Origin of the sequence: Paenibacillus germinis, assembly GCF_013141785.1 — a bacterium.
In the GTDB taxonomy this organism is placed as follows: Bacteria; Bacillota; Bacilli; order Paenibacillales; family NBRC-103111; genus Paenibacillus_E; species Paenibacillus_E phytorum.
On the sequence record NZ_WHOC01000119.1, the window covers coordinates 1 to 14,877 of the forward strand.

Consider the following 14,877-nt stretch of genomic DNA (forward strand, 5'->3'; position numbering starts at 1 on the left):
GGAGGCAAAGGTAGAGCCGACGAAGGCGTTTGTAGAAGGGAATACGCTTGGCGGGACGAATCCCTCATGTGTCAACTTAGTGATTTCCACTTAAAAATAAGCAACCAAGAACCTCCATGTGCTATTATGCCTATGGAGGTTCTTTTTTTTAGTTATTTCGAAAGTCTATCCTAATCTCCAACTAATTGTTAAGCGAGTAGGTGTGCATACATATGGGAATAACAGAACTCTTGTCCTACCTCACCGAAGAAAATTTGGCGATGATCCTGGACAAGTATCGATCACTCGGACCCTTGCCCGGTCTTCTTCTACCTTTCATGAAATCGTTCATTCCGCCGCTTCCGACACTTGTCATTATTAGTGTAAATGCAGCTGTATATGGGCTATGGCTCGGTTTTCTTTACTCTTGGATAGGTATTGTGTGTGGGTGCTTGGTGACTTTTGCGATTGTCAAAAAAGTAGCGGGCCATCCCTATCTAGAGCGCTGGGCACAAAAGCCCAAGGTCCAAAAAAGTCTCCTCTGGGCGCGCCGCCAGGCCTTCAACTATGTGTTTATACTCAGTCTTTTTCCGATAGGACCTTTCGTTGTGATTAATATGGCTGCCGGGCTGGTCGGCATGAGGTTTCGATCTTTTTTGGTTGCGGTTGCGGCGGGAAAAGCGGTCATGGTGCTGTCGGTTAGCTTCATCGGACACGATCCTAAGCGATTCATTGAGAATCCATATGAGTTGATTTATGTGGCTTTATTTATTGTAATCTCACTTATGATTAGCAAAAAAATAGAGAAGCGTTTCATGTAGTATAGGGTGTACGTGTCTTCTGAAATCTCCGTGTAAGTGTTGGTAGTTTCAAGACGAAAGCATTTCAAGAAATTTAGCCGCCGCAACAGACGACGTCATATCTCGACGGGTCGTGATTCCGATGCTGCGGGCTGGAATGGCTTTGGCAGGCTTCAGCTCATGCAATGTACCTTCAGCCAATTCTTTGACGACATAAGACCGAGGGACGAAAGCAACGCCGAAGCCGAGTTTTGCGAATTCGATAAGCAGATCAATGCTGCCGAGCTCGATGTCGGCTTCGATTGTGACATCCTGGGCAGCAAACCATTGCTCAATGAAGCGCCTTGTGCTGCTGCCGGGAGATAGAAGCAGCAATGGGAATTGGCTGATATCCTGCGCGGAAAGTGAGTGGTCATCTCGATCACGGTAGGCTTCACCACCCACGAAGCAGTCTTGGAGGGTCATAATCGCTTGGATATCGAGATGAGGATCATCGGCAATTGGCAAATGAATAAGTCCGAAATCGATGCTGCCTTCCTTGACTCGAGCTGTAATTTCTGATGTTTTGCCGTGAGAAAGCCGGATGCGGACATCGTGATATTGTTTATGAAAGGTATCCAAATAAGGGAATAAGAAGTGCTTGAATAACGAATCACTCGCTCCGACACGAAGTTCGCCTCCAGTGAGGTGCTTGAGTGCGGACATTTTTTTCTCCCCAGCCTCCAAAAGCGCAAAAGATTGCTCCACATAAAGCAGTAATTGCTTCCCCTCTGTTGTTAGCTCCACACCCTTGGATTTTCGATGAAAAAGCTTCATGGATAAAGCCTGTTCCATTTGTTTAATTGCATAGCTGACGGATGGTTGGGTAATGTAAAGCTCCTCGGCTGCTTTGGTTAAATTGCCCGCTTTGGCGGCATGTAGGAATATTCGGTACCATTCTAAATGGATCATGATATAGAGCTCCTTTATGGGAAGGTGCTTATTTGGTAATTTCATCTATGTCTGTACCTCCCATTATAATTGGCTTACAAGATACGCACAATTGGAGAGGGTGGATGATATGCAGGAAACAACTAAGCACGAACCAGATCGGAGAGCTAGATCTCCGTGGTCACAGCATCTGGAAGGACAGGAGGTACGGCTGTCGCCGCTTCATGGAGCGGTAGATGCGACTATCACGATACCGGGGAGCAAAAGCTTCACTAATCGCGCACTTCTTATTGCTGCACTTGCGAAGGGGACTACACGGCTGCAGGGTATTTTACAAAGTGATGATTCCTATTGGTGTATGAATGTGCTCAGAGAGCTGGGAACTGAAATCGAGATGGATGGGGATACAGTTATAATCCAAGGAAATGAAGGGCATTGGCCTGTCACGAAAGCAGATTTGTACGTGGGAGCCGCTGGTACGGTTGCACGCTTTTTGCCCGGGGCGCTTGCCGTTGGTCATGGTGAGTGGGCAATTGATGGCAGTAAACGGATGGCTGAAAGACCTCTTGCACCTTTGTTGGATGCACTATCCACTTTGGGGGCGGATATCCGATATAAGGGCAATCTTGGATGTGTGCCGCTAACGCTGCATGCGGACGGTCTTAACGGAGGAGAAGTAACAGTGTCCGGAGCGGTTTCCAGCCAGTTTATTAGTGGATTGCTGCTCGCAGCTCCTTATGCCAAAGATACTCTTACCATTCGAATTGCTGATCAAATTGTGCAGCGGGACTACGTCGAGATGACATTGGATATGATGTGGGCGTTCGGTGTAAGGCCTGAGGTTCATGAGGATGGGCAAGCGATTACGATTCAGCCGAGTGTATATGAAGCTCGTACATTCATGCTGGAACCCGATGTATCCACTTGCGGTTACTTCTGGGCACTCGCTGCGCTGACGAATGGACGTGTACGCATTGAGGGAATTTCCGCGCAGACAAGACAACCGGATATAGAGCTATTGTCTGTTTTGGAGAAAATGGGCTGTTCGGTAACGCGTGGTGAACATTACATTGAAGTTCGGGGTACAAACCGTATTAAAGGCGGCTTCACGGTGAGTATGCAGCGTTGGTCGGACCAGACGCTTACATTAGCTGCGCTGGCCCCCTTCGCGGATGGTCCCATTACACTGACGGATGCTGCGCATATCAGGCACCACGAGTGCGACCGCATTGCGGCGATGTGTGAGGAACTTGGGAAGCTGGGCATTCAGGTGGAGGAACATGCGGATGGGTTAACGGTGTACCCAGGGGAGCCGCAACCCGCGCTGCTCGACCCCCACGACGACCATCGAATGGCGATGGCGCTTTCGCTGATTGGTGCAAGGGTAGATGGCGTCAGGATTGCGGATCCGGGCTGTGTTTCGAAAACATGTCCAGACTTTTTTGATCGTTGGCGAGAACTGGGTGTCGGGGTTGAGGTTATTTAAGCGAGATCACTCCACACATGAATATTCAGCTTCGGATACAAAAGGGCAAAATCCTCGGCTTGTTTCTCAAGCATGCTTAGTTCAAATGATTTGCTGAAAATATCGCGGTCTGGCAGGAAGGTAACACTCGTTCCGGTTTCCTTGGTAACACCTACGGTTTGGAGCTCGCTTTGCGGAATCCCATGCTTATAATGCTGTTGGAACACTCGGCCGTCACGCCTGATCTCAACCGAGAGCTTGAGCGACAGCGCGTTGACGACGGGCATGCTGATGCCTTTTTCACTGCCTGGTGCTAGGAAATTAGCACTAGCACTAAGGCGGCTCATGTCCGTAAGAACAGTCTGAACACGTGGGTGTTCACTGCCCGGAAGTGCTTGAACGGGGATGCTCCGGCCATTATCTGCAACTGTGATGCTGCCATCCGCATGCAAAAAGAGGCTAACCTCGCTGCAGGTGCCATGCAGATGCTCCAAAATGCAATTCTCAACAACAGCCCACAGCAGTAAGTGTGGATCATACTCTTCTTGGGCTCCACCCAAATAAGAATGCGCATTCGTTCTAGCCTCTGTCATAGCTAAATAGTCACTAGTATCCATAAGGTCGGAAGCCGCCGCCAGCAGTAATAAAAGTGGAAGTGCACGGGGACCTGGAATGGTATACTTGCCGCCTCTCTCTTCTTGGATGAGAAGGTCTGCTCCTACTAATGCTTTGATGTGATGGTAAAGCTGGCCCGTTGTCCCCATGTTCAGACGTTCCACTAGATCGGGGCCGGTAAGCGGTTCTTGTAGGACGGCTCTTAAAATATCCAGTCGCTGCTTATGTGCAAGAGCTCCCAAGATTTTGGCTGTTTTATCGCCGTCCAATTGGATTAACTGACTGACGTGCTTTTCTTGTGGCTCCCACCGATAACTAGCCAGATCTCCCCGGTATTGCCCGGAGTAAAAGATACTCCCGAGACCAGCTGCTGCTGCTGAGTTCTTTTTCTCAGTAAACATTTTATTATTCTCATCTTGTTTAGGAATCAATTGCCTGACAAGCTGCTGAAGATCATTCATCTGCGCCTGCAAGGTATCTAGCTCGGTGCCATAATCCCGTGTTGCGGTCAAAAGGATCACCTCATCTAAATTATTTATTTACGTAATTACGTAAATAAATAATAACATAAATTGTGGCAATTGAATAGCTGGAAATTCCAAATTAAGGGATAATTCCTGTTTATGAATATCCTACAGGTGAGGAGCCGAATTTACGTATTAACATCCCCCTTTCCGGTCTATCCAGCAGAATTATTAGTACTTGCTGCAGTCCTGACTGCCAACTGTTACTCCTTAATCGCCCCAATCATGACGCCTTTGACGAAATACTTTTGCAGGAACGGATATAGGCAAATGATGGGTAACGTCGAGATAATAATCGTCGCATATTTAATCGTTTCTCCAATTGCGTATTTGTCATCGTTGGCGGCACCCGTCATCATCGAATCGGTATTGTTGGCAATTAATATTTCACGGAGTACGAGCTGTAGCGGGTAATCTTCGCGGCTCCGCAAATAGACTAGCGCACTGAAATAGGAATTCCAATGTCCTACCGCGTACCACAAAATCATGACAGCAATAACAGGCATCGAAAGCGGGATGATAATGAGGAACAAAATCTTCCAATCGCTAGCGCCGTCCATTCTTGCTGATTCTTCCAAACTAACAGGAATGCCTTGAAAAGAGGTACGCATGATGATCATGTTGAACGTATTGATCGCACCGGGAATGAGAAGAGCCCACATCGTGTTCATCATCCCGAGGTCGTTCACAAGCAGGTAAGTCGGAATCAAGCCGCCGTGAAATACCATCGTTATGACGATGAAAAACATGATGATATTTTTGAAATATAAATTAGGCCTGGACAATACGTAGGCGCCGATCGCCGTCATGACGAGGTTAATAGCGGTACCAAGCACCACATAGAGCAACGTATTCTGGTACCCTTTTACAATCATTGGGTTATTGAACACAGCTTTGTAAGCGCCGAGATCGAAGCCGGCCGGGCTGAACATCAGTCCGCGATGCTGCAGGAAAGACGTTGCATTGCTAAACGAAGCAAACAGAACGTATAAGAATGGGTACAAAGTGACTATGCAAAGGCCGATCATAAGGAGTGCATTCAAATATCCAAACGATCGTTCACCTGTTGTAGGTTTCATCGACGAATCTCCCTTCTGACTACCAAAGTTTATTCTCGGTGAGCCGCTTGCTGATGCTGTTGGCGGACACAATCAGAATGAAGCTTACAACGGAGTTAAAAAGCCCCACTGCTGCCGTAAAGCTGTAGCTTGCCTCCAGAACCCCTTTACGATATACGTAGGTTGAGATGACATCCCCTGTCTCGTAAGTGAGCGGATTGTACAGAAGGAGTACTTTTTCACTGCCAACCGAGAGCATGTTACCCATATTCAAAATGAACAAAATAACGATCGTGGGCATAATACCGGGAATTGTGATATGCAGCGTTTGCTTCCAACGGTTCGCGCCATCCATGCGGGCGGCCTCATAGAGGGTTGGGTCGATGGTGGCCATCGCCGCCAAATAGATGATGGAGCCCCAACCGATTCCTTGCCAAATACCGGATGAAACGAACAGGAAACGGAACCAGCTCGCTTCTTTCAAAAAGTCGATCGGTTCGATTCCGAAAGAGGCTATGATTTGGTTAACGAGACCAGTACGGCCTAAAAAGTCGACCATCATCCCAGCCACGACGACGATTGAAATGAAGTGAGGTAAATACGAGATTGTCTGCACAACACGTTTGAACATGCTATTACGAATCTCATTTAGCAGCAACGCTAATACAATAGCCGCCGGAAAGCCAAATATCAGTTCATATACGTTGATTAAAACGGTGTTCTTAATTAACCGCCAGAAATAAATTCCGTTAAAAAAGCTTTCAAAATGCCTGAAGCCGACCCATGGACTTCCCCAGATGCCTTTTACTGTTGAAAAGTCTTTGAATGCGATTTGTAAACCGTACATCGGCCCGTAATGAAATAGGAGGTAATAAGCGATAACAGGAAGGGCCATCACATAAATGGCCCAATGCCGCTTAAGATCTGAGCGAATGACTTGAAGTAATGTCGGATCGCGATAGATTTTGGTTACAGTGCCTGCCTGTACGTTTCCAGAGCTTTGCGCCATCGTTTCTCCCTGCCTTTCTGCATGGTTTCGATATAAAAATCTGGGAGATGAATCCGATCATCTCCCAGTCCGATTCTTCGATTCATTTAACTGCGTTTATTGAATCGTTCGAGCGCCGCCTGCTGAATTTTGGTGGCCTCCTCGATGCCCATGCTTTGAATCTTCTTAACGTATTTGTCGAAGTTTTCGATCGGCTCCACGCCCATAATGAACTTGAGCAGCATTTCGTCGCGATACGTCTCGACATCCGTCATGACGGAAGCATACTTGCTGCTTTCATCTTTCGTCGGCGTCACGAGCGGCATTTTGCGTTCAGCCGTCGGTTTCGACCAGATGGCAAGCGCATCTTTCTGCTGAGGGAGCGCGAGATACTGCAATTGAAAATTATCGCTAAGCACGAACGGTGCGCTCCACGTCGATCGGTTATGCTTCCCAAACGATTGCGCAAGGCTGACTCCGCTCGGCGGGTTGAGTACTTCCGGGAGGAATACGGCTTTGCCGTTCTCCATTTTGTAGCTGACGCCTTCTTTGCCATAGTTAAATAGCAGATCGCCTTTTTCGCCGTAAGCATAATCAAGCCATTTGACCGTTTCAATCGGATTTTTGTTACTCGTCGTGATAGCAGCACCAATGCCGTTCGAAACAAAATCTTTCTGGCCCCAAATTGGTTTATCCCCAGCTTTCAATAGCGGATAAGGAGCGGCGACTAACTTGAAGTTCGGGTCCTTGTCCTTCATCAGGTTGGCGTATTTGCCGATGCCTCCGCCGTTATAGAACACGGATGCTCCCAGTAGGTTTGTCGTCATTTTATTGTCGTACAATTTATCGTTCGGGGCTGCGAAGTCTTTGTCAAGCAGACCCTCCTTATACCATTTGTTCATCGTTGCAAGGAAATCTTTGAACTCAGGTTGGATTGGGCCGTACTTCACTTTGCCGCTATCTTGGTAGAAACCGTAATTGGTACCCCATGCGCCTAGGAACGGAGCGTCGGTGGCGAATATCGCTTTATCGAGGTAAATCGGGATTTCGTCCGCTTTGCCGTTGCCGTTCGGATCTTTCTCTTTAAACGCCTTCAACACGCTGTACCATTCGTCTATCGTTGTTGGCATTTTCAAACCCAGTTTCTCCAGCCAATCCTGACGTACGCCTGGGCCGAAGAATACTCTGACCTTGTCACCGCCTCGCAGGAACGGGAACGAGTAGATACTGCCATCGTCCGTCATGATTTGCTTTTTCCAGTCCGGATGATCTGTAAACAGTTTTTTTAGGTTCGGCGCGTATTTGTCGATCAAATCGTTCAGCTTAATGATTTTGTTATCTTGAATCGCTTTTTCTGGTCCACCCGGATACCCCGTCCAGCCCGTTTCAATAACGTCAGGTAGTTGGTTGGAGGCGAGCATTAGATTGAACTGTTCTTTTGCCTGTTGGGCATCGAGCGGAGGATGCTGGAATTCAACCTTTACACCTGATATTTTTTCGAGTTCCTTATACATTTCCATTTCTGCGTATGTCTTCATCTGTGAAGCGGCATTGGAGTGGTTCGCTACCCAATACGTCAGATTGGTCAGCTTCGGCGACTGTGTTTCTTTGCCAGGCTGCGGTGATGACGACGTCTCGCCTCCGCCGTTACTGCTGCATGCGGCAACTGAAGCCGCGAGTAAAGAAATCAGCATGACGGAACTTACATGTTTCATTTTTTTCTTCAATGAAAACGCCTCCCTTTTCATAGTGAGTGAATGCATTTGCTATTGAAACGGGATCGCTGTTATTGTCCCGCCTTCTTGTTCCGAGTGTAGCTTCTGCACGCAAGAAAGGATACTTTCTTCTTTTCATTTGCATTGTATTTTCGTAAGAAATGCGGGCTAGTAGAAAACAAATCAGTGAGATATTAAAAAACGTCAGTGTACAACTTGTTGCTCTGTTTCCTTCAAGGAGCACGGATATCCTGACTATGTGTTACATTCCACTTGAGAAAATAAAGGCAGCCTTAGAGGCTGCCCTTTATGTGTAGATAAGAAAGTATAAGTTTTATACTTTTGCTTCGCATCTACCTTGACAAACGCGCTCGTCCCAGAAGGACGACGGAGTCGTTTTATCCTTGGTCAGATCCGGCTTTGTCCGGCCTCATCGCCTCGCGGTATTTTCCAGGTGGAATACCTTCCTGCTTTTTGAAAGCACGTATGAACACGACGTCGTTATTATAACCGACCATTTGCGCAATTTGTGCGTTCGTCAGCTCCTTGTTCTCCATCAACATCTTCGCTTTTTCGATCCGTTTGCGTGTGATGTAATCTAACAGGTTTTGCCCCTGATTTTTTTTGAAGAAAGTAGAAATATATGGTGGTGTCATCTTGAGCCGGTCGGCGACAAGCGCTAGCCCCATGTTCTGATCATCGAGATTTTGATCCACGAAATGGACGATATCCTGCAGTAATTGCGTGCTGTGATCGGACCGTTCGACTTTAAACAAACGGGTGAGCGTTGCGTACAAATCCTTCGTTTTCAGGTACATGCCATCCGCCGTCGGATAGCTGAAAACCGCTTTGATCGGATCGAAATTCGCACCAAGCACTTCTTCCGGGTTCGTATTTGTGGCGTTCACAATTTTCAAAAATGTGCTCATTACATTGAAGAACAAGCACTTACCAAGCTCCGGCGTGATGTGGTTAGAATCAAAATTCATTGAATATATCGTAGAGAGCAGCTTTTCCACATTATCGGAATCGCCGCTCCGAACGAAATTGATAAGCTGTATTTCGATTTCAAGCGGGTAATAATAGTGATGTGTGGCATCTATGATATCTTGGAAGTGGATGACTGCGTTTTTCCCCTTAATGAGTCTATATTCAAGTGCTGATAGCGCTTCTGGGTATGAGTCGCGAATCGCCTTAGGCCCCTGATGGATCTCTCCAGCGGCGACAGTAATGTTGATTTTGAATCTTTGTGAGATCATGCTGTTAAGCGATTCTGCGAATTCTCGTATATCGACAGCAGCGCGTTCCCCTCGCCGTTCCTCTAGGTTGATGAGAAAGGCAAGACGATCGCGATCGAGCTCAACCGAATACCCATTATGGTTTAGTTGAATGAGATCGACACCTATATTCGATACGATAAACCTTGCATGTGCCCAGCCCTGTTCGGATTGTTCTTCGCTGAAATCATCTATGTCTTCGATCTTGACAAGGAGTATGGCAAACCGATCGCTTACGAACGATAGATCCATGAACCGAAGTGTTTCTTCGTTTTCTGGGGAAACGTCCACGTCCATATAACCGCGTATGAGGCGGGATAAATAGTTGGTTCGAATTAACGGGATTTGTTGGGCTAGCATGTTGCGCAAGTTTTTCTCTTCGTGAATCGAGCCTTCGAACGTCTGTTGGATAAACTCGTATTCGTTGGAGGCAGGTCGCCCGATCATGTCCTTCCCGCGCATAATCGCGTTCACGGTCTTCTGAAGCGGCTTGTAATTGCGGTATACCCCTGCGTAGACGGCTAGTAGGCCAGCTATCAAGCATATAACGAAAAGCCCTAAAGACCATGTTTGAATTTGATTGACCTGCTGCATAAACACGTTATTCGGCGTTACCGACACATACTTCCAGCCCGCCTTTTGCGAGGAAGTAACCGATACCATTTGATTGACGCCAGCGATCCGGTAATCGAATGGACTGCTATTGGTTTCAATGCGATTGAGAAGGTCGGGCGAAAATGGTATATCGCTCGTGCTCATAATTGTTTTTCCTGTATGGTCAATGATATAAATCGCGCTGTCGCTAGCTGTTTCCAACTGCTTTAACATTTGTTTGATTTGGTCGACATCGATCAGAACGATAAAATTACCGAGGACATCGGATTGCGAACGAAGGGGAAGCGATTGTTCATAGACGACGACCTCCTTCGGAACGTATTCGGTGTTAGTGGATATTTCATTCCCGCGAGCAAGGGAGGCGGCTGGCAAGTAAGACATGCTGTGCGCGCTTGTCAAAATCTCCTTGTGCCACTGCTCATACGTCATGTCCTTAAATGTATAGTAGGTGGAATAAAACGTACGAGAATCGGTCAATAAATCTGCTTTGACGATGGTATCGCTGCTGTCAAAATAAACGTAATAATCAAAAATAAAACTGCTAACCATGCTGCGGTATCTGCTCAATTGGTTGCGCATGAATTCCACGAAACGGTATTTATCGGCGCTGTCCGCATCTTTCGGAATTTTCAACATATAATCCAACTTCGGATCGAGCGCGACCTGGCGCATTAAATTATCTACTTCCGATAATTTATAGTCGAGCGACAGCTTTAGTTGCTCTAGCATCGCCGTATTGGAACGGTTGGCGTTTGTTTCCAGGCTCTGCTCCACTTTGGCGTACAAAAAGAGTCCCATTGCAAGCGGAATCAACAGGATGAATAAATTAGAGGCGATCATCGTCGTCAGCGCACTTTTGCGACTGCCAATTTGAAACCAAATCTGCGGCATTTTCAATAAGGTCACCTCATTCCTCAAATTACTTGTTTGAGTCGAACACCTTTACCCAAACGTTATCCCGATAAAAAAAGAATGGCTGCAAACAATTCCATAACGATGTTAGTTATATTTTAGCTGTAATTCCAGATATATTAAAGCGCTTTCTTAAATGACAGATCCAACGCTTTCTAATCTAAAAAGCAGAAAGACGAACAGACGCAATCAGATCAGCGTTTGTTCGTCTTTTTTATTGGTGTCTAAAGCGGTATATACACGTATTTGATCTTGATCATCAATGGTAGCTAGTTCAACATCCTTCATATCGAGATGAGCAGCGTGAATCTGAGCTTCAAGCCATGCGTGGTCTTTTCCTAGCTGAGCAAGCATTTTGTCGTCGCTGGAACCTTCAACAATAATCGGCTTCACGAGAGAGAACGACGATGTTGGTATGTTCATATCTTTTGCGGTGACAGGTTGATACTGAGGCTCAAGGAACACGGAAATGATTCCTCCTGGCTCCCACAAAGCAAGTGCGACTTTGGTTATATCTTCAATCTGCTGCTTGCGCAGCTCAGAGAATAGGTGATCAACAGAAATTTTGGCTTTGCGCAAACTTTTCATTTGAATCTGTCCATTTTTAATTAACCTAAGAGGCGGGGGGTCTAAATAATGCTTCAGAAATTTCCACTTTAGACTTAGCCAGGAGGTTGTCAGATATAGGACTATGAGTACAATTGTGGTGATCATGGAGCCAGTTAATGCTAATTGCTCGTCCGAAAGAGGATGGGCAATAATATTGCCTAGAATGAGAGCGATAGTGAAATCCAGAAACCGCAGTTGGGAGATCGAGCGTTGTCCCAATGCTTTGCAAGCGATTAGTAAGAAGATATAGCCTACGACAGCGCGCAAAATCCACTGAATCGTGGTTAGAGATTCTTGGCTATGAAAGAAGTCCAATTCACGTCACACTCCAAAAATGAGGATAAATGCTCGTATAATGTTTCCTCGTTTTCCAGTTTTTATCCATGACGGAGGGTAAAAGTAAAGGGATTCTTCGGGGACTCCAACGCCTAATCATTTGCTGGTATTAATCCAACTTGGCGTTCGCTCCAAGTCCAAAACTGACGAGCTAGCCCCTCGTCTTGGGCTCTGGTAGAGACAGGCGCGATCTTTCGCCTGTAGTAGTACTCGCCGCTGACCGTCCGCACGTCCGGGCTCGTGGCCAAATATACCGCCGTCTCTGCGCCTTGCGCCGGCGTCAAGAAGAACGGCCGCAGCATCGCAAACACGGCCTTGCCGAATCCGGTGTCGCGATCGACACCGAGGTTCGTACCCACGGCCCCGGGGTGCAGCGAGTTGGCCGTGGCGGAAGTGCCTGCGAGTCGCTTCGCCAGCTCGCGGGTAAACAAGATATTCGCCAGTTTCGACTGGGCGTATCCGCTCCAGACACGATACCCTCGGGTGAGGTGAGGGTTAGTTAGATCAATGCGCCCAATCTTATGGGCGCCAGAGGAGACGTTCACGATCCGCCCCTGCGGGGAGCGGACGATGGCGTCCAGCAGCAGGTTGGTCAGCAGGAAATGGCCGAGATGGTTGACACCCATCATCGCCTCGAAGCCGTCTGCTGTAGTCTGCCGCTTCACGGTGACGACCCCCGCGTTGTTCACAAGCACATCCAGCACTTTGTGCTTGGCATGGAACTCCGCGGCGAAAGAACGGATGCTCGCAAGGGAGCCGAGGTCGCACAGCATAAGCTCGATGCGCTCCGAGCCGCTCTGTTTTCGCGCCTCGATCAGTGCCTGCTCGCCTCTTTGGCGGCTGCGGCACAGCATAATGACGTTGGCGCCTTGGCTGGATAGCGCCACAGTGGTGGCCAGGCCCATTCCTGAGTTAGCGCCTGTTACGATAACCGTTTGATTTTGCATAGGTTCGCCTCCTCTTTTTGGTATAGCTCATAGCGTATGCCTCGAATTGCTTGATGGGGTATCATTAATTCTGTTGTAACATATACAGTGGTATCCGCGAGAGAGGAAACTGCAGGGAGCTTCTGTTGTAAAGTATACAATGGAATTTACGATATATTGAGTGAAATTGGTATTTTAGAAAATTTCATTGTAGAAAATGCAATGGAATCGACTCTCAGGCTTCGAAAAGTGCAATTTTATTGGATTTGTTCCAATGGAATGGGTGTCCAGGCTGTTAAATCGCTACTTCCACTGGATTAATCCAATGGAAGTAGCATTCAGGCTTCGGATTCACAAAAGTGGGAGCTGAATATTCCAGATATGACTTTGGGGACAGCCCCAAAATATATTCCCTAAAAAGCCAAAAAAGAGCACATGGATGTGCTCTTTCATTCATCTACTTTAAATCACACCAACGGCTGCATGCCGCGCTCGAACCAATCCTCGCGAGTCGGACCGTAAATGTCCGGGACGCGTAGTCCGGCTTGACGCATCAAGACAATCATTTCACCGCGGTGGTGAATTTCATGCGAAATAATGATGCGCAGCGTTAAACCATTACGCCACTGCTCGCCATACATGTCACTGCTTTCAGCGAGCTTAGCATCTGTCCACTGGGCCTGGATAGCTTCGGCTAGCCCGGCTGAAGAGGAACGGTAGGTGTCAGCAATTGTCTTGGCGGATGCTGGTGCGAGTTCTTCACCCTCGGGAGCGTCGAATTTGAGACCTGTACGTGAGGACATTTCGTGAACTGTTGTGGCGATATGCCAACCTATTTGACCTAGTGTGCGGAGCTCAGGCCCAATTTGCTGTTTAAGTGAAGCATCTGTCAAAGTGTCCAGCACGCGCTGGGTAGCTTTTGCTTCATTATTCCATTCATTTACAAAATCTTCGATTGTTCTAAACATGGGTGAGCCTCCTTAGAGTTTTTCGCCAGAAAAACTGGCATCGTAAGCATAAGCTTGAGTTTTTCGCCAGAAAAACTGGCATCGTAAGCATTAACTTGAGTTTTTCGCCAGAAAAACCGGCATCGTAAGCAATCGTCTATTGGTTTCGCCTACTTCATAACCTCATTATAGACAACCACCACTGACAGCGTCCTGTCAGTGTTCATTTGCGTAGAGTTGAACAATTTTTTCAGCTTTATCTTTGATGATGGCTGCAATATGGGCCGGCTCGAGAATACGCAGGTTGGGACCATAGCTAAGAAGCATGCCATGAAGCCACGATTCATCCGGTTGAGTGGCGGTAATGATCAAAGTGCCGTCAGCTTGAACGGTAATTTGCTCAGGACGGAAATAATCCTCTACTTGAGCGCGAACGTTCGGCTGCGCATGCAGCACGAGTTTGATGAGCGAGGAGGGGTTTCTTTTGCCCCAGGTATGATCTAGCTGTTCTAAGGTTCCTTCTTTACGTTCAAAGGTTCTCTGAAGCACTTCAATCTCTTTCATACGAGATAATCGGAAGACGCGAAAATCTTGACGCAGCAGGCAGTAGCCATACAAATACCAGCCAAAGCCTTTGACCACAATGCCCATAGGTTCTACTGTTCGCACAGACTGCTCACTTTGGGAAGTCATATATTGAAAGGAAATCAGTTTGGATTCTTTAATTGAAGTGCGCAGAGTGCTCAGCTTCTCTTTGTCCTGATTGCTGCCATGCCAAGGGTTCATATCAATAATAAGTTGATTGTTTAGATTAGCGACGGTATTCTGTTCCGATTTCGCCACGAGAGCGCCTACTTTATCAAGAAGGTTGCTGATCTCTTGGTCGCCGACAGTAGAGCGGATTCCTTTGAGGCCGACAATAATAGATTGCAGCTCATCGAGGGACAGGAATTGGCGATCCAGCCGATATTGGTCCATAATTTCGTAGCCACCGCTCATCCCTGCATAAGAAACGACAGGAACGCCAGCTTGGTTAATGGCCTCAACGTCTCGGTAAACCGTACGTAAAGACACTTCAAAACGCTCCGAAAGTTCTTTAGCGCTAATTCTTCTTCGATTTAGAAGCAGCATGGTAATGGCAAGCAGACGATCAATTTTCAAGAAAAGCACCTCATCGATTC

The 14,877-nt window shown here is 47.2% G+C and carries 12 protein-coding genes; 2 read left to right on the top strand and 10 right to left on the bottom strand.

Annotation, left to right across the window (positions count from 1 at the left end; all coding sequences use genetic code 11):
- The first annotated feature begins 212 nt into the window (after positions 1–212).
- Positions 213–800, top strand: a complete 588-nt coding sequence (locus GC102_RS22355; protein ID WP_171691456.1) for a TVP38/TMEM64 family protein — start codon at positions 213–215, stop codon at positions 798–800.
- A gap of 48 nt (positions 801–848) precedes the next feature.
- Here GC102_RS22355 and GC102_RS22360 read toward each other — a convergent pair whose 3' ends face one another.
- Complete coding sequence (locus GC102_RS22360; RefSeq protein ID WP_171691457.1) at positions 849–1,730, bottom strand: LysR family transcriptional regulator; 882 nt, start codon at positions 1,728–1,730, stop codon at positions 849–851.
- A gap of 109 nt (positions 1,731–1,839) precedes the next feature.
- On the opposite strand from GC102_RS22360, the gene aroA reads away from it, so the two are divergent.
- A complete protein-coding gene (gene aroA / locus GC102_RS22365; RefSeq protein WP_171691458.1) occupies positions 1,840–3,195 on the top strand; it encodes a 3-phosphoshikimate 1-carboxyvinyltransferase in 1,356 nt (451 codons plus the stop codon).
- Here the strand turns inward: aroA and GC102_RS22370 are convergent.
- The 9 genes from GC102_RS22370 to GC102_RS22410 all read right to left on the bottom strand — a co-directional run bounded on the left by GC102_RS22370 (position 3,192) and on the right by GC102_RS22410 (position 14,857).
- Positions 3,192–4,301 (bottom strand): helix-turn-helix domain-containing protein, encoded by a 1,110-nt coding sequence (locus GC102_RS22370; protein WP_246321064.1) that lies wholly within the window; start codon positions 4,299–4,301, stop codon positions 3,192–3,194. The two genes, aroA and GC102_RS22370, sit on opposite strands and share 4 nt — an antisense overlap.
- A gap of 215 nt (positions 4,302–4,516) precedes the next feature.
- The gene (locus GC102_RS22375) at positions 4,517–5,392 is read right to left on the bottom strand and encodes a carbohydrate ABC transporter permease (RefSeq protein WP_171643859.1); all 876 of its coding nucleotides are present in this window, start codon (positions 5,390–5,392) and stop codon (positions 4,517–4,519) included.
- A 19-nt stretch (positions 5,393–5,411) separates the two neighbouring features.
- Positions 5,412–6,380, bottom strand: coding sequence for an ABC transporter permease (locus GC102_RS22380; RefSeq protein WP_171691459.1), 969 nt, complete (start codon positions 6,378–6,380; stop codon positions 5,412–5,414).
- A gap of 86 nt (positions 6,381–6,466) precedes the next feature.
- Positions 6,467–8,074, bottom strand: a complete 1,608-nt coding sequence (locus GC102_RS22385; protein WP_171691494.1) for a type 2 periplasmic-binding domain-containing protein — start codon at positions 8,072–8,074, stop codon at positions 6,467–6,469.
- A 398-nt stretch (positions 8,075–8,472) separates the two neighbouring features.
- On the bottom strand, positions 8,473–10,872 hold the full coding sequence (locus GC102_RS22390) for a helix-turn-helix domain-containing protein (RefSeq protein ID WP_312883352.1): 2,400 nt from the start codon (positions 10,870–10,872) through the stop codon (positions 8,473–8,475).
- A gap of 195 nt (positions 10,873–11,067) precedes the next feature.
- On the bottom strand, positions 11,068–11,802 hold the full coding sequence (locus GC102_RS22395) for a DUF421 domain-containing protein (RefSeq protein ID WP_171691460.1): 735 nt from the start codon (positions 11,800–11,802) through the stop codon (positions 11,068–11,070).
- A gap of 113 nt (positions 11,803–11,915) precedes the next feature.
- Positions 11,916–12,770 carry an SDR family oxidoreductase gene (locus GC102_RS22400; RefSeq protein ID WP_171691461.1) on the bottom strand — a complete coding sequence of 285 codons (855 nt, stop codon included), beginning with the start codon at positions 12,768–12,770 and terminating at the stop codon, positions 11,916–11,918.
- Positions 12,771–13,216: 446 nt separating this feature from the next.
- On the bottom strand, positions 13,217–13,717 hold the full coding sequence (locus GC102_RS22405) for a DinB family protein (protein ID WP_171691462.1): 501 nt from the start codon (positions 13,715–13,717) through the stop codon (positions 13,217–13,219).
- Between the two features lie 195 nt (positions 13,718–13,912).
- Positions 13,913–14,857 carry a helix-turn-helix transcriptional regulator gene (locus tag GC102_RS22410; protein WP_246321065.1) on the bottom strand — a complete coding sequence of 315 codons (945 nt, stop codon included), beginning with the start codon at positions 14,855–14,857 and terminating at the stop codon, positions 13,913–13,915.
- Positions 14,858–14,877 lie beyond the last annotated feature (20 nt).

Excerpts from the sequence above, each read along its gene's own strand:
- GC102_RS22400 (WP_171691461.1), bottom strand. The coding sequence starts at position 12,770 with ATGCAAAATCAAACGGTTATCGTAACAGGCGCTAACTCAGGAATGGGC.
- GC102_RS22380 (WP_171691459.1), bottom strand. The coding sequence starts at position 6,380 with ATGGCGCAAAGCTCTGGAAACGTACAGGCAGGCACTGTAACCAAAATC.
- GC102_RS22355 (WP_171691456.1), top strand. The coding sequence starts at position 213 with ATGGGAATAACAGAACTCTTGTCCTACCTCACCGAAGAAAATTTGGCG.
- aroA (WP_171691458.1), top strand. The coding sequence starts at position 1,840 with ATGCAGGAAACAACTAAGCACGAACCAGATCGGAGAGCTAGATCTCCG.
- GC102_RS22385 (WP_171691494.1), bottom strand. The coding sequence starts at position 8,074 with ATGAAACATGTAAGTTCCGTCATGCTGATTTCTTTACTCGCGGCTTCA.
- GC102_RS22375 (WP_171643859.1), bottom strand. The coding sequence starts at position 5,392 with ATGAAACCTACAACAGGTGAACGATCGTTTGGATATTTGAATGCACTC.
- GC102_RS22360 (WP_171691457.1), bottom strand. The coding sequence starts at position 1,730 with ATGATCCATTTAGAATGGTACCGAATATTCCTACATGCCGCCAAAGCG.
- GC102_RS22405 (WP_171691462.1), bottom strand. The coding sequence starts at position 13,717 with ATGTTTAGAACAATCGAAGATTTTGTAAATGAATGGAATAATGAAGCA.